Below are 16,613 nucleotides of genomic sequence, written 5' to 3'. Positions count from 1 at the left end.
CGCCGGTAAAGGTCACGCCGTTGCCCGTGCAGGAGGTCCGCCACGTGCCGCAATGCGACGCGTGGGGAGCCTTGAAGCATGAACGGCCGAGCGCCTAGCCGGGCCGTCGCCCTTCGAGGCCTCCACTACCCTCCGGCACCTCAGGGTGACCGCGAGATAGAGCGGCGATCAATCCAGATTGCGAACGCGCCTTCTCCTTCCCGCGGCAGGTCAGTAGCGATAGCCGTACTGACCCGGGCAAACCCAATTGCCGTAGGTATCGTAGGTGCAGCCGCTATTGTTGTTGTAGTAGCCGTAAGCTCCTGCCGCGGCGGCTCCTACCGCAGCCGCTCCCAGACCATAGGCTGCGCCTCTGTAGGCGCCGCGATAGGCGGCATTGCGGTAGACACCCCTGGCGACCGGCCGTCCAGGTATCGGGCGGTATCCATAGCCGCGACCCGCCACGCGATATCCGCCGACACGTCCGGCATGAACAGCACCGCCCCGGACGTGGGCGCCGCGCATGCCTCCGCCTCCATGATACCCCCCGCCGCCACGGCGGGCATACGCCTCATCTGGAATCAGGCTCGCGGTGATCAGGACGAGAGCTGCCAGCGCAGCGAGAATGTATCGAAGCATGGCGTTCCTCCGTGAGTTGGGGTGCCGTGCAACATCGACGCGATACTGCGCCGTGAGGATCGGCGCCCTCCGAGAACCTCAGCTTCGCACCGGTGTCTGATTTGACTTAAATCAAGCATCCTCGCGGTGTGGGCCGCGCACGCATTGCTTTGGCAGCTCGCGCGCGACAGACGAATACTGGGAACAACTCCCACGCGGCCACGTCATCCATGAGACGAGGGAGATGCCCATGAAAACGCTCGTTGCGGCGATCGTATTTGCAGCCATGTCCGGGCCAGTCATCGCCCAGAACACGGGGCCGGCCCGCAAACCGGCATGGACAGGCCGGAAAATACGAACGGTGCCACTGAGAGAGGGGCGATGGACACCACAGGCATGAACACCAATCGGGTCAACCCACCCGAGACGAAAGATGCGTCCAGAGAACGCAGGACGGGCGACAAGAAGAAGTAGGCGTTCGCAACGGCTCTCCCCATCCTGCGGTTTCCCCGTTGGAACGCCGGTCCGCCGCGCGCGTTGCCGCGCATGTCATCTGCCGACCCAAAAGGCTGGCTCACCGAGATCGGCGTCGCGACGTCGCGGCCAGCGGCGTTCATCGTCTTCGTGGTCTATGGCGTTGCCTGGATCACGCTGGGTAACGGGCTCGAATGGCACTCCTTCGCGACGCTGGCGACCTGGGGCATGACGCTGGTGATCCAGCGCGCCGAGCACCGCGACACCCAGGCGATCCACGCCAAGCTCGACGAGCTGCTCAAGGCCGGCGGGCGCGCCGATGCGATGACGGTCGATGACGAGGACGCGGAGGACGTCGAAAAGCAGCGCAAGGAGATTCGACGAAGCGGGTAGGGCGGCGCGGTCAGGTCAGATAGTCCGGCCTGAAATCGGCGAGCGCTTGCAGCTCGTCGCGCTGGAGCAGCTCGATCTCGCTGCCCTCCCACGCGATCAGGCCGCGATGCCGCAGCTCCTGGATGGTGCGGTTGACGTGGACGATCGACAGTCCGCAGGCATCGGCAACGTGCCGCTGCGTCATCGGCATCTGGAAGCAGCCGTCGGTGACGAGGCCGACGATATCGAGCCTTGCGGCGAGCTCGCAAATGAGATGCGCAACCTTGGGGAGGGCCGCCTGGGCGCCGAGGCGCGCGATCCATTGCCGCGAGATTGCCGCATCGATCAGCGTCTCGCGCCAGAAGGCGCGGGTCAGATGCAGCGAGCCGTCGAGCAGCTGCTTGAGGTGGGCGTGCGCGACATAGCCGACGACCGACGGTCCGAGGCCGACGAGGTCGGCGTCCATGGGCGAGACCAGCAGCGTGTGCAGGCACGGCATGTCGCCGGGAGCGTGGAACGCCAGGATCTGGCTGCGATCGCCGACGATGCGGGCCTGGTAGAGGAAGCCGCTGACGACGAAGACACAGCGCGAGGCGGCCTCGCCCTGGCGCAGAACGATCTCGCCATCCGCGACCTGGCGCAGCGTCGACGGCAGGCCGGCGATCTGCCGCCGTTCGTTTTCGGAGAGACCTTCGATCGCCTGGAGACGCGCGATGAACTTCGGATGCGGCATGAGTGGAGACGCGCCTCAGCCGTCCCGCGGCATGGGAGCTTCGCGCAAGCGCTGCGACAGCTTTGCGATGGTCCAGTCGGAGACGGGCAGGCTGCGGAACTCGCGGATGGCGCGAGCCAACTCCTGATCCGACATCGGCCGGACCGGCTCTGCCAGCGTGCCGTCTGCGAAGGCGTGGCTGATGCTGGCGAGGTGCGCGCTCGGACCCGCTGCGAACAGAGAGCGGATGCGCTCCATGATGGTCGTTGGGATCATGAGAAGGCCGGTTCGGTCCGCAATCGGGGTGACGGGGTGGTGCGATCCGGTGCCGTCCGCGACTCCGTTAGCAACCTGTGCTTCCGCTTCGCGTTCTAGTCCGCTGAACGCAGGCCAGAGGTATCATTTGATAGAGCTGGCGTGATTTTTGGCGGCCGCTATGGAAAAAACCCACGACGTGCTGATCCGGAACCTCGGCGAGCACACCAAGCTCGCCGCGGAGGATGTCGCCGAAATCCGCGCGCTCACCTTCACCCAGCGCGATTTCGCGCCAAACGAGGATTTCATCCGGCAGGGCGACGAGCCCGAGCATTCGGCGCTGGTCGTCTCCGGCATGGTGGCGCGCTACCATCTGCTCGGCAGCGGGCGACGCCAATATCTCGCGTTCCATCTTTCCGGCGACCTGCCTGACTCCCAGGGCCTGTTCATCGACCAAATGGACCATGCGCTCTGCGCGCTCGGGCCCGCCACGGTCGCCTTCATCCCGCATCGCGAATTGTTCATCGCTTTCCGGCGGCGGCCGACGTTCGGACAGGCGGTCTGGCGCGAGACGTTGCGCGATGCCGCGATCTTCCGCGAGGCCATCACCAACAACAGCGCCCGGCCGATGCAGGCGCGCATGGCGCATCTGTGCTGCGAGCTGTTCTACCGCGCCCGCGTCGCGCAGCTCGTCCGCGGCAATCGCTGCCGCGTGCCGATCAGCCTCACCCAGCTCGGCGAGACGCTGGGCATGGCGATCGCAACAGTGAACCGGACGCTCGCCGAGCTCAGGCGGACGGGAACGATGGATCTGCGCGAGGGCGAGCTGATCGTGCTGAAATGGCGCGAATTGCAGCGGCTCGGGGATTTCAATCCGGCCTATCTGCATCTCAAGCCGCAGTTGGTGCGGTGAACGCGTAGCGCCAGATGGCTAGCCTTCGGCCGCGGCCACGCCACCCAGCACTTCGTCGAAATGCTTCTTCACCCAGTCGTTGCAGGAGCAGGCCCGGGCTTCGAGCGCCAGGGCATCGAGGATCAGGATGGCGCCGCGGCGGGTCGCGAGGATGCGCCTCGCCTTGAACATCTGGATCACGCGGCTGGCATAGCTGCGGGATACGCCGAGCATGCCGGCGAGCTGCTCGTGGGTGAGGGGGATCTCGGGGCCGCCGATATGCTCCTGCGCGGAGAGGATCCATTTGGCGGCGCGCTGCTCGATCGAATGCGCGGCGTTGCAAGCCGCGGTCTGGAGCAGCTGCGCGAACTGACAGTCCGCATGGCGCGAGAATAGCTCCTGGAGCGTCACTGACCTCTGCTGCGCCTGCTCGAGCGCACGCAGCGGCAGCCGCACCAAGCTGCCGGCGAGCTTCACGACGATGCGTGAATAGGCCAGCGAAGGGTTGCGGCCGGCAGGGATGCCGATCACGCTCCCGCGGCCGACCAGCAGGCTCTCGACCTCGCGGTCGTCCTCGACCGGCACCGCGAACGACACCAGCGTCGGGCCGCAGGGGAAATGAACCACCGCGACGTCGTCGCCGGCGTGATGCAGGATGTGGCCGGCCTCGAGTTCGACCGGTTGGAGGTGAGGCGCGAGCAGTTCGAAATCCTGAGGGCTGAGCTGCTGGAGAAGATCGTTCGGGGGCCGACCGGTCACATGTGTTTCTCTGGCCGGGAATCGGCACCGGTCAGAACCCTACGTTTCATCGGCGGAACCGACGGTTCCAAAGTGCACACAAGGGCTTCGCGAACGTTGAAAAGTCGGCGGCGCAGGCTTGCGGAAATTCGTAAGCCGCCGGCCGCATGGCGGCACTCATGCGGTCGTCTTCGCGCGGTCTGTGCAGGAGTGAACATTGTGGCTTTGCGGATCGGCGTAATGTCGGCAGCCGCCGGGCGTCGGACCGCGTGCGCTCTGCCCGACGGACCGCCGGTCCATACGCCGCCGGGCCGGCGGGCCTGAGGACGATGATCGTCAGCCGAAGCGCGCTTCGCAGTCGTGAAGGAAGCGGCTGTGCGCTACATGCGCGCGGTAGGCGTCGATCGCCCTGTTGGCGAGCATCAGCTGCCGGCGTTCGCCTAGCCTGAGCTGCGCTTCGATCGCGTCGAGAATGACGTTGGCGGACTCGTCGGGAGCACCGAGCTCGCCGCTCTTCTCGAGGGCGCTCCAGGCGATGAAGAATGCGCTTTCGACGGTGCAGCGAATGGTCATGCGCTGCCAACGCGGAGCAGCCCGAGCCGTTCCGCGCGGTGTCGTGCCCTTGAGCAAAAGTCGTGCGTTACTTCAGCGAGCTGCTGATCGAGCCGAACTTCGTCTTCAGCGATGTGCCGAGATTGTTGATGACCGCGATGATCGCCAGCGCGATGCCGGCGGCGATCAGGCCGTACTCGATCGCGGTGGCGCCGGACTCGTCGGCCAGAAAGCGTCGGATGGTCTGCATGGTCTCACCAGAATTCCAGAAGCAAGCTGGCGAAGACGATAATCCGCACGCGCGAGGTTCCCCAATCCGGAACCCCGCCTTGCGTCAATTCCGAGTTAATTGCGCAAGAGAAAGGGGCGGCGAGACCTGCGCCTCGCCGCGAATTGCGCCGTCAGTTCTTCAGCACGATGCGGCCGACGACCTTGCCGGCGCGCAATTCGTCGATCCATTTCTGCACGTCGCCCATCGGCTCCTCGCGCATCGGCGTCGGCTTGATCTTGCCGGCGCGGGCGAGCGCCATCAGCTCGTGGGCCTCGGCAAGCGTGCCCACCATGAAACCTTCGACTGTGAGGCGCTTGTAGACCCATTGCACCATCGGCAGCGTGAACTGGCCGCCCATCAGTCCGGAGACAACGACCTTGCCGCCGCGCGCGGCGACGGCCACGGCGAACGCCATCGACTTCTCGTTGCCGGCGAAGTCGACGACCTCGTCGAAACCGCCTTCGGTCTCTTTCAGGATGCGCTTGATCACGTCGGCCTCGGACGGATCGTATGCGATCGCTGCGCCGTTCTTCAGCGCGGTCTCGCGCGCGGCGGGGGAGAGATCGGCGACCGTGATCGGTTGCTTGAACATGGCCTGCGCGAACGACAGGCCCATCATGCCGACGCCACCAAGACCGATCAGCAACAGGTTGCGCTGGCGCGGACGGTCGACCAGGCGCTTGAGTGCGCCATAGGCGGTGACGCCGGAGCACATCAATGTCGCGGCCTGGTTGACGGGCAGGGGATCGTAGTCGAGCAGATATTTCGCGTCGGGCACCAGCACGTGGGTGGCGAAGCCGCCGTCGATGGAAACGCCGAGGAAGCGCTGCTTCACGCACAGATTCTCGTCGCCATTCTTGCAGTCGCGGCATTGGCCGCAGCCGATCCAGGGGAAGACCGCCTTCTTGGCACCGACGAGCCCGGCCGGAACGTCCGGGCCGACTTCGTCGACGATTCCCGCGATCTCGTGGCCAAGCGTGAAGGGTAGCGTCATGCCGCGGGTGGTGTCGAGCTTCTTGCCGCCACCGAGATCGGCATAGCCGTCCTGGATGTGCAGGTCGGAATGGCAGAGGCCGCAGCGCTCGATGCGCACCAGCACCTCGCGTCCTTGCGGCTTGGGCGTGTCGACGATGGTCTCGCACAGCGGCGCATCGAATTTGACCAGGGACTGCCGACGCATCAACGCCATATTCCTTCCTCCGAAATTAGCTCATTGTTTGAGCATGATCGCTTTCGGAAAACCGCTTCACACTTTTCCGGATCATGCTTCTTCGCTGCGTATATCGGCCAATTCACGTGCCATGGCAACAAAGCCGGAGATGGGAATGGTCTCGGCGCGGCGCGTCGCATCGACGCCGGCGGCTTGCGCAAGCCGCGCGGGATCGACGCCGAGCGATTTCAGGCTCTGGCGCAGCATCTTGCGACGCTGGCCGAAGGCGGCGGCTGCGACCTGCTCGAGCAGCCTGCGATCGCACGGCTGCGGTTCTGGACGCGGGACGAGGCGCACGACGGACGAGGTGACCTTCGGCGGCGGTACGAATGCGGACGGCGAAATGTCGAACAGGATCTTGGTTTCGCAGCGCCAGTTGGCGAGCACACCGAGCCGGCCATAGGCCTCCTCGTCCTCGCGCGCGACGATGCGCTCGCCGACCTCGCGCTGGAACATCAGCACCATCATGTCGTACCAGGGCGGCCAGGGCTCGATGGTGAGCCAGTTGATCAAGAGCTGGGTCGCGATGTTGTAGGGCAAATTGGCGACGATTTTCGCGCGTTCACCTGCGAGCAGCGGTCGCGGGTCGAAGGTCATGGCATCGCCGTGCACGATCTCGAGCCTATCAGGGTAGCGCGCGGAAATATCCTGAAGCGCCGGGATCGCGCGCTCGTCATGCTCGATCGCGATGACACGCTTTGCGCCGAGCGCGAGCAGCGCGCGCGTCAGCCCGCCGGGGCCGGGGCCGATCTCGACGATGGTGGAATCTTCGAGCGGCGCGGCCGCACGCGCGATGCGTGCGGTGAGATTGAGGTCGAGCAGGAAATTCTGCCCAAGCGATTTGCGGGCCGACAGCGCGTGCTGGCGAATGACCTCGCGCAGCGGCGGGAGGTCGTCGATCGCGCTCATCAGGGTTTGGCAGCCGCCATGCGGCCTGCGAGCTGAAGCGCCGCGATCAGGCTGGCCGGATTGGCCTTGCCGGTGCCGGCGATGTCGAAGGCGGTGCCGTGATCGGGCGAGGTGCGGATGAAGGGCAGGCCGAGCGTGACGTTGACGGCATCGTCGAACGCGACCGTCTTGATCGGGATCAGCGCCTGGTCGTGATACATGCAGACCGCGCAGTCATAGGTGTTGCGCGCGGCGTCGTGGAACATGGTATCGGCGGGCAGCGGACCCCTTGCCTCGATGCCGTCGTTGCGCAGAACTTTCAGTGCCGGCGCGATCACCGTCTGCTCCTCGTGGCCGAGCGAGCCGTCCTCGCCGGCGTGCGGATTGAGGCCGGAGATCGCGATCCGCGGCCGTTCGATGCCGAAGCGGGATTTCAGCTCGCTCGCGACGATGCGAACGGTCGAGACGATCAATTCGCTGGTGAGCTCGGTCAGCGCATCGCGCAGGGCGACGTGGATGGTCACGGGCACGACGGCGAGCCGCGGCGACCACAGCATCATCACCGGCTGCGGCACGCGGCCGTTCTCCGCGGCAAGCTCGGCGAGGAATTCGGTGTGGCCGGGATGGCGGAAGCCGGCGCGGTAGAGCACGCTCTTGAGAAAGCCGTACCTGAAAGCCAACCCAACATAACAGTTGCCGGCTCTGCGCAGCAACGCTACGCGTTGCAGCGCGTCCGGGACACGAGACCTCACCCAAACCGCCACTCCGCCGTCTCCACCACGAGATCGATGAACGCGCGCACCTTGGCCGAGAGCAGGCGCGAGGTCGGGTAGACGATGTGGATCGGCAGCGCCGGCTGCTCGTATTTCGCCAGCAGGATCTTCAGCCGCCCGCGTTTCAGGCCGTCTGCGGCCTGATAGGCGAGCACGCGCGTCACGCCGCCGCCGGCCTCGGCATATTGCAGCGCTGCGTCGGCGCTGTTGCTGGTGAAGCGCGGGGTCGGCGTCACCTCGATCTCGCGGCCATCTTGCACGAAGTGCCAGCTGGCTGACGGGCCGAACTGGATGGTCTGATGGTCGGGCAGCGCCTCCGGCGTCCTCGGCTCGCCGTGGCGCTTGAGATAGGCCGGCGCGGCCACCACGATGCGACGCATCTCGCCGACCTGGCGCGCAACCAGCGAGGAATCGGCGAGATGGCCGATGCGCACCGCGGCGTCGACCGCGTCCTCGACGAGATTGACGAGGTTGTCCGACAGCCTGAGCTCGCAGGCGACCTCGGGATAACGTTTCAGATATTCGGTCATGACGGCCCGACATGCAGCCGGCCGAAGCCGACCGGCGCCGACACCACCAGCCGCCCGCTCGGCCGGTTGCGCTCCTCGCGCGCCGAGCCGTCGGCCTCCTCGACATCGGCGAGGATGCGCCGGGCGCGCTCCAGATACCGCGTGCCGACGTCGGTCAATCTCACCTGGCGCGTGGTCCGCTGCAGCAGCCGGGCGCCAAGATGCTCCTCCAGGGACGCGATCATCCGCGTCACCGCCGAGGGCGACAGCCGCAGTTTTCGCGCAGCTGGCGCAAACCCGCGCAGGTCGGCAACGGTGACGAAGACGTGCATGGCGTCAAGGCGGTCCATGGCATTATTGCATATTACGCAATGATGAAGTGTCAAGCGGCGACATTGTTTTAGTCGCCGGAAGATCCATTTTAGCGGACGAAAGACGCAGAGAATGCGCCGGAATTTCAGGAGATGTTCCGATGACCGCAGTCCACACCTATGCCAGCGACGTCGCCTTTTCGCCGGCGGTGAAATCGATCCAGGCCCGAAAGGGATCGCGCGAGGGCTATGCCCATGCCGAGCAGCGGGGATGGCGCACCGAGGTCGACGAGAACCTTGCGGCGTTCCTGGCTGATGCCAACAGCTTCTACTTTGCGACGGCTTCGGCGGACGGTCAGCCCTACATCCAGCACCGCGGCGGCCCGAAGGGGTTCTTGAAGGTGCTGGACAAGCAGACGCTCGCCTTTGCCGATTACGCCGGCAACCGGCAATACATCACCCAGGGAAACCTGTCCGAGAATCCCAAGGCGTACATCTTCGTCATGGACTACGCCCATCGCCGCCGTGTGAAGATCTGGGGCGAGGCGCGCGTGGTCGAGGACGACGAGGCGTTGACGACGGCGCTGATGCCGAAGGGCTATCGCGCCCGGCCGGAGCAGGTGATCCTGTTCAAGATCGCAGCCTGGGACACCAACTGCCCGCAACACATTCCGCAGAAGTTCGATGCGCCGGACGTGGCGGCCGCACTGGCGGCAAGGGACCAGCGGATCGCGGAGCTGGAAGCGGAGGTCGCGGCGCTGAAGGGAAAGGCGAGTCCATCCGCTAGCGAAAGCTAGAGCGGCTTGCTCGGTGCACCCTCTCCCCTTGCGGGAGAGGGTGGCTCGTCGCGTAGCGACGGGACGGGTGAGGGGTCTACCTCCTCATGAACACAGTGGCGAGTGGAGAGAACCCCTCATCCGGCGCTTCGCGCCACCTTCTCCCGCAAGGGGAGAAGGGAAGAAGAGTCAGCCGCGAAATCAGATCACGCTCGCGCCTTCGTGCTGGAAGCCGAGATAGCTCGCGGCGACCCGCTCGTTCGCCGCGATGTCGCTGGCCTTGCCACTGAGCACGAACTCGCCGAGCTCCATCACGTAGGCGTGGTCCGCGATCTTCAGTGCGGCCTGCGCGTTCTGCTCGACCAGCAGCACCGAGACGCCGGCAGCGCGCAGCTCGGTGACGATGCGGAAGATGTCGGCGACGATGATCGGGGCGAGGCCAAGGCTCGGCTCGTCCAGCATCAGCAGCTTCGGCTCGCCCATCAGCGCGCGGCCCATCGCGAGCATCTGCTGCTCGCCGCCGGAGAGCGTGCCGGCGAACTGCTTGCGCCGCTCCTTCAGCCGCGGGAACAGCGTGTAGACGCGCTCCATCGAGGCTTTCGCCTTGCTCCGCTCGATGCGGAACGCGCCAAGCTCGAGATTGTCCTCGACATTCATGGTCACGAACAATTCGCGGTGCTCGGGGACGAGGCCGAGCCCCATCGCGACGCGGTCCTCGATGTCGAGGCGGGCGAGATCCTGGCCTGCAAAGGCGACGCGGCCCTTCAGCGGCAAGATGCCCATGATGGCCGAGAGCAGCGTGGTCTTGCCGGCGCCGTTGGCGCCGACGATGGTGACGATCTGGTTGGCACCGACCTCGAGCGAGACCGAGCGCACGGCCTCGACCTTGCCGTAAGACACATGCGCGTCGGTGACGGACAACAGGGCGCTCATGCCGCCACTCCGAGATAGGCCTTGATGACTTCGGGATTGGTCTTGATCGTCGCGGGCGTGCCTTCCGCGATCTTGGTGCCGAAATCGAGCACCACGATGCGGTCGGCGAGGTTCATCACAAAGCCCATGTCGTGCTCGACCAGGAGCACGCTCATGCCGCCGTCGCGCAGCTCGCGCAACAGCGTCGCGAGCCGCTGCTTCTCCATGTGGCGCAGGCCTGCGGCCGGCTCGTCGAGCAGCAGCAGCATCGGATCGACGCAGAGCGCGCGGGCGATCTCGACGATGCGCTGCTGGCCGAGCGACAGCGAGCCTGCGAGCTGATGCATCTGGTCGGCAAGTCCGACGCGCTCGATCTGCCGTGCGGCCTCGGCGAGCAGTTTTGCCTCGTCGGCGCGGTCGAGCCGCAGCATCGAGGAGATCGGGCCGGAATGGCCGCGCAGATGCGCGCCGATCGCGACGTTCTCCAGCACGGTCATGTCAGGCACCAGCTTCACATGCTGGAAGGTCCTGCTGATGCCGAGCTTGACGATCTCCTGCGGCGGCGCCTTGTCGACCTTCCTGCCGAGCACCGAGATCGAGCCTGAGGTGGCGGAGAGCACGCCGGTGATCAGGTTGAAGGTCGTGCTCTTGCCGGCGCCGTTCGGCCCGATCAGCGCGACGATCTCACGGGCCTGGACGTCGAAGGAGACGTTGTTGACCGCAACCACGCCGCCGAATTGCTTTCGCGCTTTCTCGACCTGAAGCAGGATGCTGGCCTCGCCGGCCGCGCGTGTGCGATGCTCCAGCTTCAGCGAGGTATCAGGCTTCTTGCCGCCACTGCGCTCGGGCAGGAACGACATCAGCCAGGGCCAGACGCCGCCGGGCGCGAGCTGCAGCAGTGCCACCAGCATGATGCCGAACACGATGGTCTCGACCTGGCCGGAGCCCGGCAGGATCAGCGGCAGGTAGCTTTGCAGCACCTCCTTCATCACCACGACGATCGCCGCGCCCAGCACGCCGCCCCAGACATAGCCCGCGCCGCCGACCACCGCGATGAAGAGATATTCGATGCCGGCCTGCGCGCCGAACGGTGTCGGGTTCACCGCGCGCTGCAGATGGGCGTAGAGCCAGCCGGAGAGGCCGGCGAGCACCGCGGCATGGATGAACACCAGAAGCTTGGCGCGCGGCGTGTGCACGCCGAATGCTTCCGCCGCGACATGGCCGCGCCGGAGCGCGCGGATGGCGCGGCCGGTGCGGGAGTCCAAAAGGTTCATGGTCAGAAGCGCCGAGACGATCACGGCGACCCAGATCGCGTAATAGATCGATCCGGGCGAGAGCATCTTGAACGCGCCGACCGACAGCGGCGGGATCGCCGAGATGCCGTCGTTTCTCCCGAGGAATTCCAGCTTGCTGAAGAGGTAGAACAGGCCGAGCCCCCAGGCGAGCGTGCCGAGCGGCAAATAATGGCCGGAGAGGCGGACGGTGATCAGCCCGAGCAGCACCGCCAGCGCTCCGCTGACCACGAGCGACAGTGGTAGCGTCAGCCACGGCGACAGGCCGTAGGTCGTCGTCAGCACCGCCGTGGTGTAGGCGCCGAAGCCGACGAAGGCCGCCTGACCGAACGAGGTGAGGCCGCCAACGCCGGTGAGCAGCACGAGGCCCATCGCGACCAGGGCGGCAAGGCCGATATTGTCGAGCAGCACGATCCAGAACGGCGGCATGCCCGGGACGAACGGGATCGCCGCCATGACCAGCGCAAAGACGAGGATGGGAAGCCGGCTCTGCATGCGCGTCAGTCCTTCTCTTCCTCGACCGCGGGCGCGGCGAGCGAGCGCAGCAGCAGCACGGGGATCAGCAGCATGAAAACGATCACTTCCTTGTAGTTGGAGGCATAGAAGGACGAGAACGCCTCGACGATGCCGACGACCAGCGCCGCGACGGCAGTGAGGGGATAGCTGACGAGCCCGCCGATGATCGCGGCGACAAAGCCCTTCAGGCCGATCAGGAAGCCGCTGTCATAGTAGAGCGTCGTGATCGGCACGATCATGATACCCGACAGCGCGCCGATCACGGAGGCCAGCAGGAACGCGATCTGCCCCGACAGCGTGGTGCGGATGCCGGCGAGCCGCGCTCCCAGCCGGTTCACGGCGGTGGCGCGCAGCGCCTTGCCGTAGAGCGTCAGGCCGAAGAACAGCCAGAGACCGATGATGAAGGCGATGGTGATGGCGTAGACGGTGATGCTCTGGCCGGTGAAGCGCAGCGCGCCTGCGGTGAAGGCGCCCGAGAGCACCGCAGGTCCGCGCTGGCCTTCGGCGCCGAAGAACAGCAGGCCGAGGCCCTGCAGCGCGAGGTGGACGCCCACGGATGCGATCAGCAGCACCAGCACGGAGGTGTGCGCCAGCGGCTGGAACGCGATGCGGTACAGATAGACCCCGATCATCGCCACGATCACCAGCGCCAGCGCGATGCAGACCGCGACCGGCGGCTTCTGGGCGGTGAAGTAAATCGTCAGTGCCAGCACGATGGCCGGCAGCACGACGTTGGTGAGGAGGCTGCGCACGATCAGCCGCCCATGCAGCGCCTTGCGCGCCACGAACAGGTCGAAGGCGAAGGCGCCGATGCCCAGCGCCAGCGCGAGCTTGGCCGTGCCCGGCATCTGGCCGGCGGCCAGCGAGGCATAGGTCAGCGCACCATAGGTGACGAACTCGCCCTGGGGAATCAGGATCACGCGGGTGACGGCGAACACCAGCACCAGCGCGAGGCCGAGCAGCGCGTAGATCGCGCCATTGGTAATGCCGTCCTGCACCAGGAACAGCATGATGGTGGTATTCAAGACCGGACGCTCCCCCTCAAAAGTCCGGACCGGTCTCCGCAATTGCGGTGGACGGTCCGCTCACAGCCATTGAAAAACGCTGACGATATTTGATATGGTCCATAACAATTATCAAATATAATCTCAAGGGTGGGAAGCGACCCGTCCCGAATTTAGCGGGATTACGAGCACGAGGCGATGACCGTTTCCAAAACCGCTGAAAAGTCTTCCGAAAAGGCCGCCGACGCGGCCAAGGGCCGCAAGGACGCGGCCGAGCCGCAGGCCGAGGCCCTCCAGCTCGGCGAACTCTCAGAGCAGCTGGGCTATGTCCTGAAGCGGGCGCAGCTCAAGGTGTTCGAGAACTTCTTGCGCTGCATGGCCTCGCTCCAGCTGACGCCGGCGCAGTTCTCGGTGCTGCTGCTGGTGGAGAAGAACCCCGGCCGTAACCAGACCGAGATCGCCTCAACGCTCGGCATCCTCCGCCCGAACTTCGTGGCCATGCTCGACAATCTGGAGAGCCGCGACCTCTGCGCGCGGATCCGCTCCACCAACGACCGCCGCTCGCACATCCTGGTCCTGACCGACAAGGGCAAGGCCGTGCTGAGCCGCGCCAAGAAGCTCGTCGCAACCAAGCACGAGGCGCGGCTGAACGACCTGCTCGGCCAGGCCAACCGCGAAGCGCTGATCGGGATGCTCGCGAAGATCGCGAACGAGTTTTGAGGCGGGCTGTCGGGCGGCCGCGGAGCATGATTCGCGAGCTTCCAGGCTGCCGAGCTCTAACCGCGCGGCACACTGCGCTCTCTCCTCCCCCGCAAGGGGGAGGGAACGCAGCGGAGCGTGGGGCGAGATATCAATCCACCAGGATCACGCGGATATCGTTCACGTTGGTCAGCGTCGGGCCGGGCTGCAGCAGATCCCCCGTCGCCTCGAAGAACGTGGTCGCGTCGTTGTTGTCGAGATACGCCTGCGGCTGCAGCCCCAGCGCCTTCATCTTCGCAAACGTCGCAGCATCGATCAGCGCGCCGGCGGGATCGGTCGGGTGGCCGGCGCCGCCATCGGCGCCGTCGGTATCGCCGGCGAGCGCCGCGATGTCAGGCGTGTCCTTGAGCAGCTCGGCGAGCGCCAGCGCGTATTCCTGGTTGGGGCCGCCACGGCCATTGCCGCGCACGGTGACCGTGAGCTCGCCGCCGGAGAGGATCGCGACGCGCTTGCCTTGCGCGCGGGCTGCAAGCGCGAGCTTGGCGTGATCGGCCGCGACCTCGCGGGCCTCGCCCTCGAGGTCGGCGCCGAGATCGATCGTCTCATAGCCGGCCTCCTGAGCGAGCTTCACCGCCGCATCGAGCGATTGCTTGGGACGCGCGATCAGCTCGAACGTCGCGCGCGCGAACGCGCCATCGCCAGGCTTGCAGCTTTCATTGGCGGGATCGTCCAGCGCGCGGCGCACGGCATCGTCGATGGCGAGCTTGTATTTCGCCACGATCGCGCGCGCATCGGCGAGCGTGGTCGGATCCGGCACGGTGGGACCGGAGGCGATCGCGGAGGGATCGTCATGCGGCACGTCGGAGATCGCGAGCGTGACGATCTCGGCGGCATTCTTGCCGGCGCGCGCCAGCCGCCCGCCCTTGATTCGCGACAGATGCTTGCGCACCGTATTCATCTCGCCGATCGGCGCGCCCGAGCGGAGCAGCGCCTTGTTGACCGCCTGCTTCTGCGCAAAGCTGATGCCGTCGACGGGTGCGATCCAGTTCGCCGAGCCGCCGCCGGTGAGCAGCACCAGCAGCAGATCATCGGGCCCGGCCTCGCCCGCGAGCGCGAGCGTGTCGGCCGCGCCCTTGAGGCCAGCTTCGTCAGGCACGGGATGGCCGGCCTCGACCACGCGGATGCGGCGCGTCGGCAGGCCATAGCCGTGGCGGGTGGTGGCGATGCCGACGAGGCGCACAACAACCTAAAGCGCGATGACGATTCATCCCAATCTCATCGCGCTTTAGGCGGACGGAAGCGATGGCGGCGAGGTCGCCGGTCACCTGCCTAGCGCATCGGGCGCCAAAGCGTAAGCAGGCTTTATCGTCATTCGATTGTGCAATCGCGTGATCATAATCGGCGCGCAAGCAAAAGCCCCCTGCGATCGTCTCGCAGGGGGCTTGATGCGTCGCGTATGTCGTCCGGCTAGCCGCCGACGTCGGCGCTGATCACGTCGCCGAACAGTTCCCAGCGCTCGCCCTTGAACCTCTCGAGCCGGAGCTGGCTGATCGGCGCAAAGTCGGTCGCGGAGGTGTTGATCTGGACGCCCGGCAGCAGCGCCTCGGTGCGGAAGTCCTTCAGGCTGGCGGCCTGCTTCATGATGTTCTCGCGGGTGAGATTGTCACCGCATTGCTTCAGCACCTGGACCAGCGTCTGCGCCACCGCGTAGCCGACGATGGTGCCCTTGTCGAGCTTGTCGCCTTCCGGGAAGTACTTGGTCATGAAGGCGAGGAATTCCTTCATGCCGGGATCGTTGTTCCACTCCGGATCCGACACGTCCTTGAGATAGTCGGCCGAGATGATGTCCTGGCCGTTCTCGAAGCCGGCGGGCTTCATCACGCTGCCGACCGAGGCCGAGACGTTGTTGAGGAAGTGCAGCGGCTTCCAGCCGATCTCGGCGTTCTTCTTGATCGCCTGCGCGGCGAATTTCGGCGTCGTGATGTTCATGAACACGTCGGCGCCGGTCGACTTCAGCTTGACGATGTGGTTGTCGATGGTCGGCTCGGAGGTCTCATAGCTCTCCTCCATGACGATCATCGAGGCGGCTTTCGAGCCGAGGCCGTCCTTCAGGCCCTTGAGGTAGTCTTTGCCGTAATCGTCGTTCTGGTAAAGCACGGCGATCTTTGCGTCCGGCTTGTTCTTCAAAAGCCACTTCGCGTAGATCTGCGTCTCGCTCTGGTAGTTGGGCTGCCAGCCCATGGTCCACGGGAAGTTCTGCGGATCGTTCCACTTGGTGGCGCCGGTGGCGACGAACAGCTGCGGCACCTTCTTCGAGTTCATGTATTTCTGGATCGCCGAGTTCGGCGGCGTGCCGAGCGAGTTGAAGATGAACAGCACCTCGTCGCTCTCGACCAGCTTGCGCGCCTGCTCCACCGTCTTCGGCGGCGAATAGGCGTCGTCGTAGGAGATGTAGTTGATCTTGCGGCCGTTGATGCCGCCCTCTTCGTTGATCTTCTTGAAATAGGCGGCTTCGGTCCGCCCGATGATGCCGTAGGCGGAGGCCGGTCCGCTGTAGGGCATGATGTTGCCGATCTTGATCTCGGTGTCGGTCGCGCCGGTATCGTATTTCTTCTGGGCCGATGCAGTGGAGGTCGAGGCCGCAATGAGCGCGAGCGCCAGTGACGCGGCCGCAAGTTTGCCGGTGACAGCGGGCATTCCTATCTCCCTATTTTCTTGGTGTGTGTGCGTTTCCTTTTCTTGTCTTGCTTGTTCTTGGCGACGCGGCCGTAATTCAATACGATTTGGCAGGTGCCTTCAACAGAAAGCCCCTGCGACGGCGTCGCCGGGGCTGCTTCTTTAGTAGTCAGCGCCCGTGTGC

At 65.6% G+C, this 16,613-nt stretch carries 16 protein-coding genes and 3 pseudogenes; 4 read left to right on the top strand and 15 right to left on the bottom strand.

What is annotated here, in order from left to right; genetic code table 11:
* Positions 1-210: 210 nt before the first annotated feature.
* The gene (locus tag FOM02_RS22175; protein ID WP_084334123.1) at positions 211-618 is read right to left on the bottom strand and encodes a hypothetical protein; all 408 of its coding nucleotides are present in this window, start codon (positions 616-618) and stop codon (positions 211-213) included.
* A 525-nt stretch (positions 619-1,143) separates the two neighbouring features.
* Here FOM02_RS22175 and FOM02_RS22170 point away from each other — a divergent pair.
* Positions 1,144-1,464, top strand: coding sequence for a low affinity iron permease family protein (locus tag FOM02_RS22170; protein WP_027557584.1), 321 nt, complete (start codon positions 1,144-1,146; stop codon positions 1,462-1,464).
* A gap of 10 nt (positions 1,465-1,474) precedes the next feature.
* Here FOM02_RS22170 and FOM02_RS22165 read toward each other — a convergent pair whose 3' ends face one another.
* The gene (locus FOM02_RS22165; RefSeq protein ID WP_027557585.1) at positions 1,475-2,176 is read right to left on the bottom strand and encodes a Crp/Fnr family transcriptional regulator; all 702 of its coding nucleotides are present in this window, start codon (positions 2,174-2,176) and stop codon (positions 1,475-1,477) included.
* 15 nt (positions 2,177-2,191) lie between these two features.
* Positions 2,192-2,431 (bottom strand): hypothetical protein, encoded by a 240-nt coding sequence (locus tag FOM02_RS22160; protein WP_265442124.1) that lies wholly within the window; start codon positions 2,429-2,431, stop codon positions 2,192-2,194.
* Between the two features lie 160 nt (positions 2,432-2,591).
* On the opposite strand from FOM02_RS22160, the gene FOM02_RS22155 reads away from it, so the two are divergent.
* On the top strand, positions 2,592-3,323 hold the full coding sequence (locus FOM02_RS22155; protein ID WP_027557587.1) for a Crp/Fnr family transcriptional regulator: 732 nt from the start codon (positions 2,592-2,594) through the stop codon (positions 3,321-3,323).
* Positions 3,324-3,341: 18 nt separating this feature from the next.
* Here the strand turns inward: FOM02_RS22155 and FOM02_RS22150 are convergent, their stop codons facing one another.
* From FOM02_RS22150 to FOM02_RS22120, 7 genes and pseudogenes are all read right to left on the bottom strand, one after another.
* On the bottom strand, positions 3,342-4,061 hold the full coding sequence (locus FOM02_RS22150) for a Crp/Fnr family transcriptional regulator (RefSeq protein ID WP_027557588.1): 720 nt from the start codon (positions 4,059-4,061) through the stop codon (positions 3,342-3,344).
* A gap of 315 nt (positions 4,062-4,376) precedes the next feature.
* On the bottom strand, positions 4,377-4,613 hold the full coding sequence (locus FOM02_RS22145) for a hypothetical protein (RefSeq protein ID WP_027557589.1): 237 nt from the start codon (positions 4,611-4,613) through the stop codon (positions 4,377-4,379).
* A 67-nt stretch (positions 4,614-4,680) separates the two neighbouring features.
* A complete protein-coding gene (locus FOM02_RS22140) occupies positions 4,681-4,842 on the bottom strand; it encodes a Flp family type IVb pilin (RefSeq protein WP_027557590.1) in 162 nt (53 codons plus the stop codon).
* 151 nt (positions 4,843-4,993) lie between these two features.
* Positions 4,994-6,052, bottom strand: coding sequence for an alcohol dehydrogenase (locus tag FOM02_RS22135; protein ID WP_027557591.1), 1,059 nt, complete (start codon positions 6,050-6,052; stop codon positions 4,994-4,996).
* Positions 6,053-6,124: 72 nt separating this feature from the next.
* Positions 6,125-6,982 carry a 16S rRNA (adenine(1518)-N(6)/adenine(1519)-N(6))-dimethyltransferase RsmA gene (rsmA, locus tag FOM02_RS22130; protein ID WP_027557592.1) on the bottom strand — a complete coding sequence of 286 codons (858 nt, stop codon included), beginning with the start codon at positions 6,980-6,982 and terminating at the stop codon, positions 6,125-6,127.
* Positions 6,982-7,617 (bottom strand): annotated as a pseudogene (pdxA, locus tag FOM02_RS22125) (4-hydroxythreonine-4-phosphate dehydrogenase PdxA); the annotation flags it as partial. The gene rsmA and the pseudogene pdxA, both read right to left, overlap by 1 nt.
* 92 nt (positions 7,618-7,709) lie before the next feature.
* Positions 7,710-8,593: pseudogene (locus FOM02_RS22120) on the bottom strand (LysR family transcriptional regulator).
* Between the two features lie 122 nt (positions 8,594-8,715).
* Between FOM02_RS22120 and FOM02_RS22115 the strand changes: the two are divergent.
* Entirely contained in the window at positions 8,716-9,351 is a 636-nt protein-coding gene (locus FOM02_RS22115; RefSeq protein WP_027561251.1) for a pyridoxamine 5'-phosphate oxidase family protein, read from the top strand.
* Positions 9,352-9,531: 180 nt separating this feature from the next.
* On the opposite strand, the gene FOM02_RS22110 is transcribed toward FOM02_RS22115, so the two are convergent.
* Genes FOM02_RS22110 through FOM02_RS22100 form a run of 3 tightly spaced genes read right to left on the bottom strand, consistent with a single transcriptional unit; the run spans position 9,532 to position 13,075 of the window.
* Positions 9,532-10,263 carry an ABC transporter ATP-binding protein gene (locus tag FOM02_RS22110; RefSeq protein ID WP_027561250.1) on the bottom strand — a complete coding sequence of 244 codons (732 nt, stop codon included), beginning with the start codon at positions 10,261-10,263 and terminating at the stop codon, positions 9,532-9,534.
* Positions 10,260-12,029, bottom strand: coding sequence for an ABC transporter permease subunit (locus tag FOM02_RS22105; protein WP_051378232.1), 1,770 nt, complete (start codon positions 12,027-12,029; stop codon positions 10,260-10,262). Before FOM02_RS22105 ends, FOM02_RS22110 begins: the two co-directional genes overlap by 4 nt.
* 5 nt (positions 12,030-12,034) lie before the next feature.
* Positions 12,035-13,075, bottom strand: a complete 1,041-nt coding sequence (locus tag FOM02_RS22100) for a branched-chain amino acid ABC transporter permease (protein WP_027561249.1) — start codon at positions 13,073-13,075, stop codon at positions 12,035-12,037.
* A 177-nt stretch (positions 13,076-13,252) separates the two neighbouring features.
* Here FOM02_RS22100 and FOM02_RS22095 point away from each other — a divergent pair, with 177 nt between their 5' ends.
* Positions 13,253-13,774, top strand: a complete 522-nt coding sequence (locus FOM02_RS22095; protein ID WP_027561248.1) for a MarR family winged helix-turn-helix transcriptional regulator — start codon at positions 13,253-13,255, stop codon at positions 13,772-13,774.
* A gap of 130 nt (positions 13,775-13,904) precedes the next feature.
* Here the strand turns inward: FOM02_RS22095 and FOM02_RS22090 are convergent.
* Positions 13,905-14,990: pseudogene (locus FOM02_RS22090) on the bottom strand (glycerate kinase type-2 family protein); the annotation flags it as partial.
* 230 nt (positions 14,991-15,220) lie between these two features.
* Complete coding sequence (locus FOM02_RS22085; RefSeq protein ID WP_027561246.1) at positions 15,221-16,450, bottom strand: ABC transporter substrate-binding protein; 1,230 nt, start codon at positions 16,448-16,450, stop codon at positions 15,221-15,223.
* Between the last annotated feature and the right edge of the window lie 163 nt (positions 16,451-16,613).

The sequence above is a fragment of the Bradyrhizobium sp. SEMIA genome, from assembly GCF_014844175.1.
In the GTDB taxonomy this organism is placed as follows: Bacteria; Pseudomonadota; Alphaproteobacteria; order Rhizobiales; family Xanthobacteraceae; genus Bradyrhizobium; species Bradyrhizobium arachidis.
This window is presented reverse-complemented; position numbering and strand designations above follow the sequence as displayed.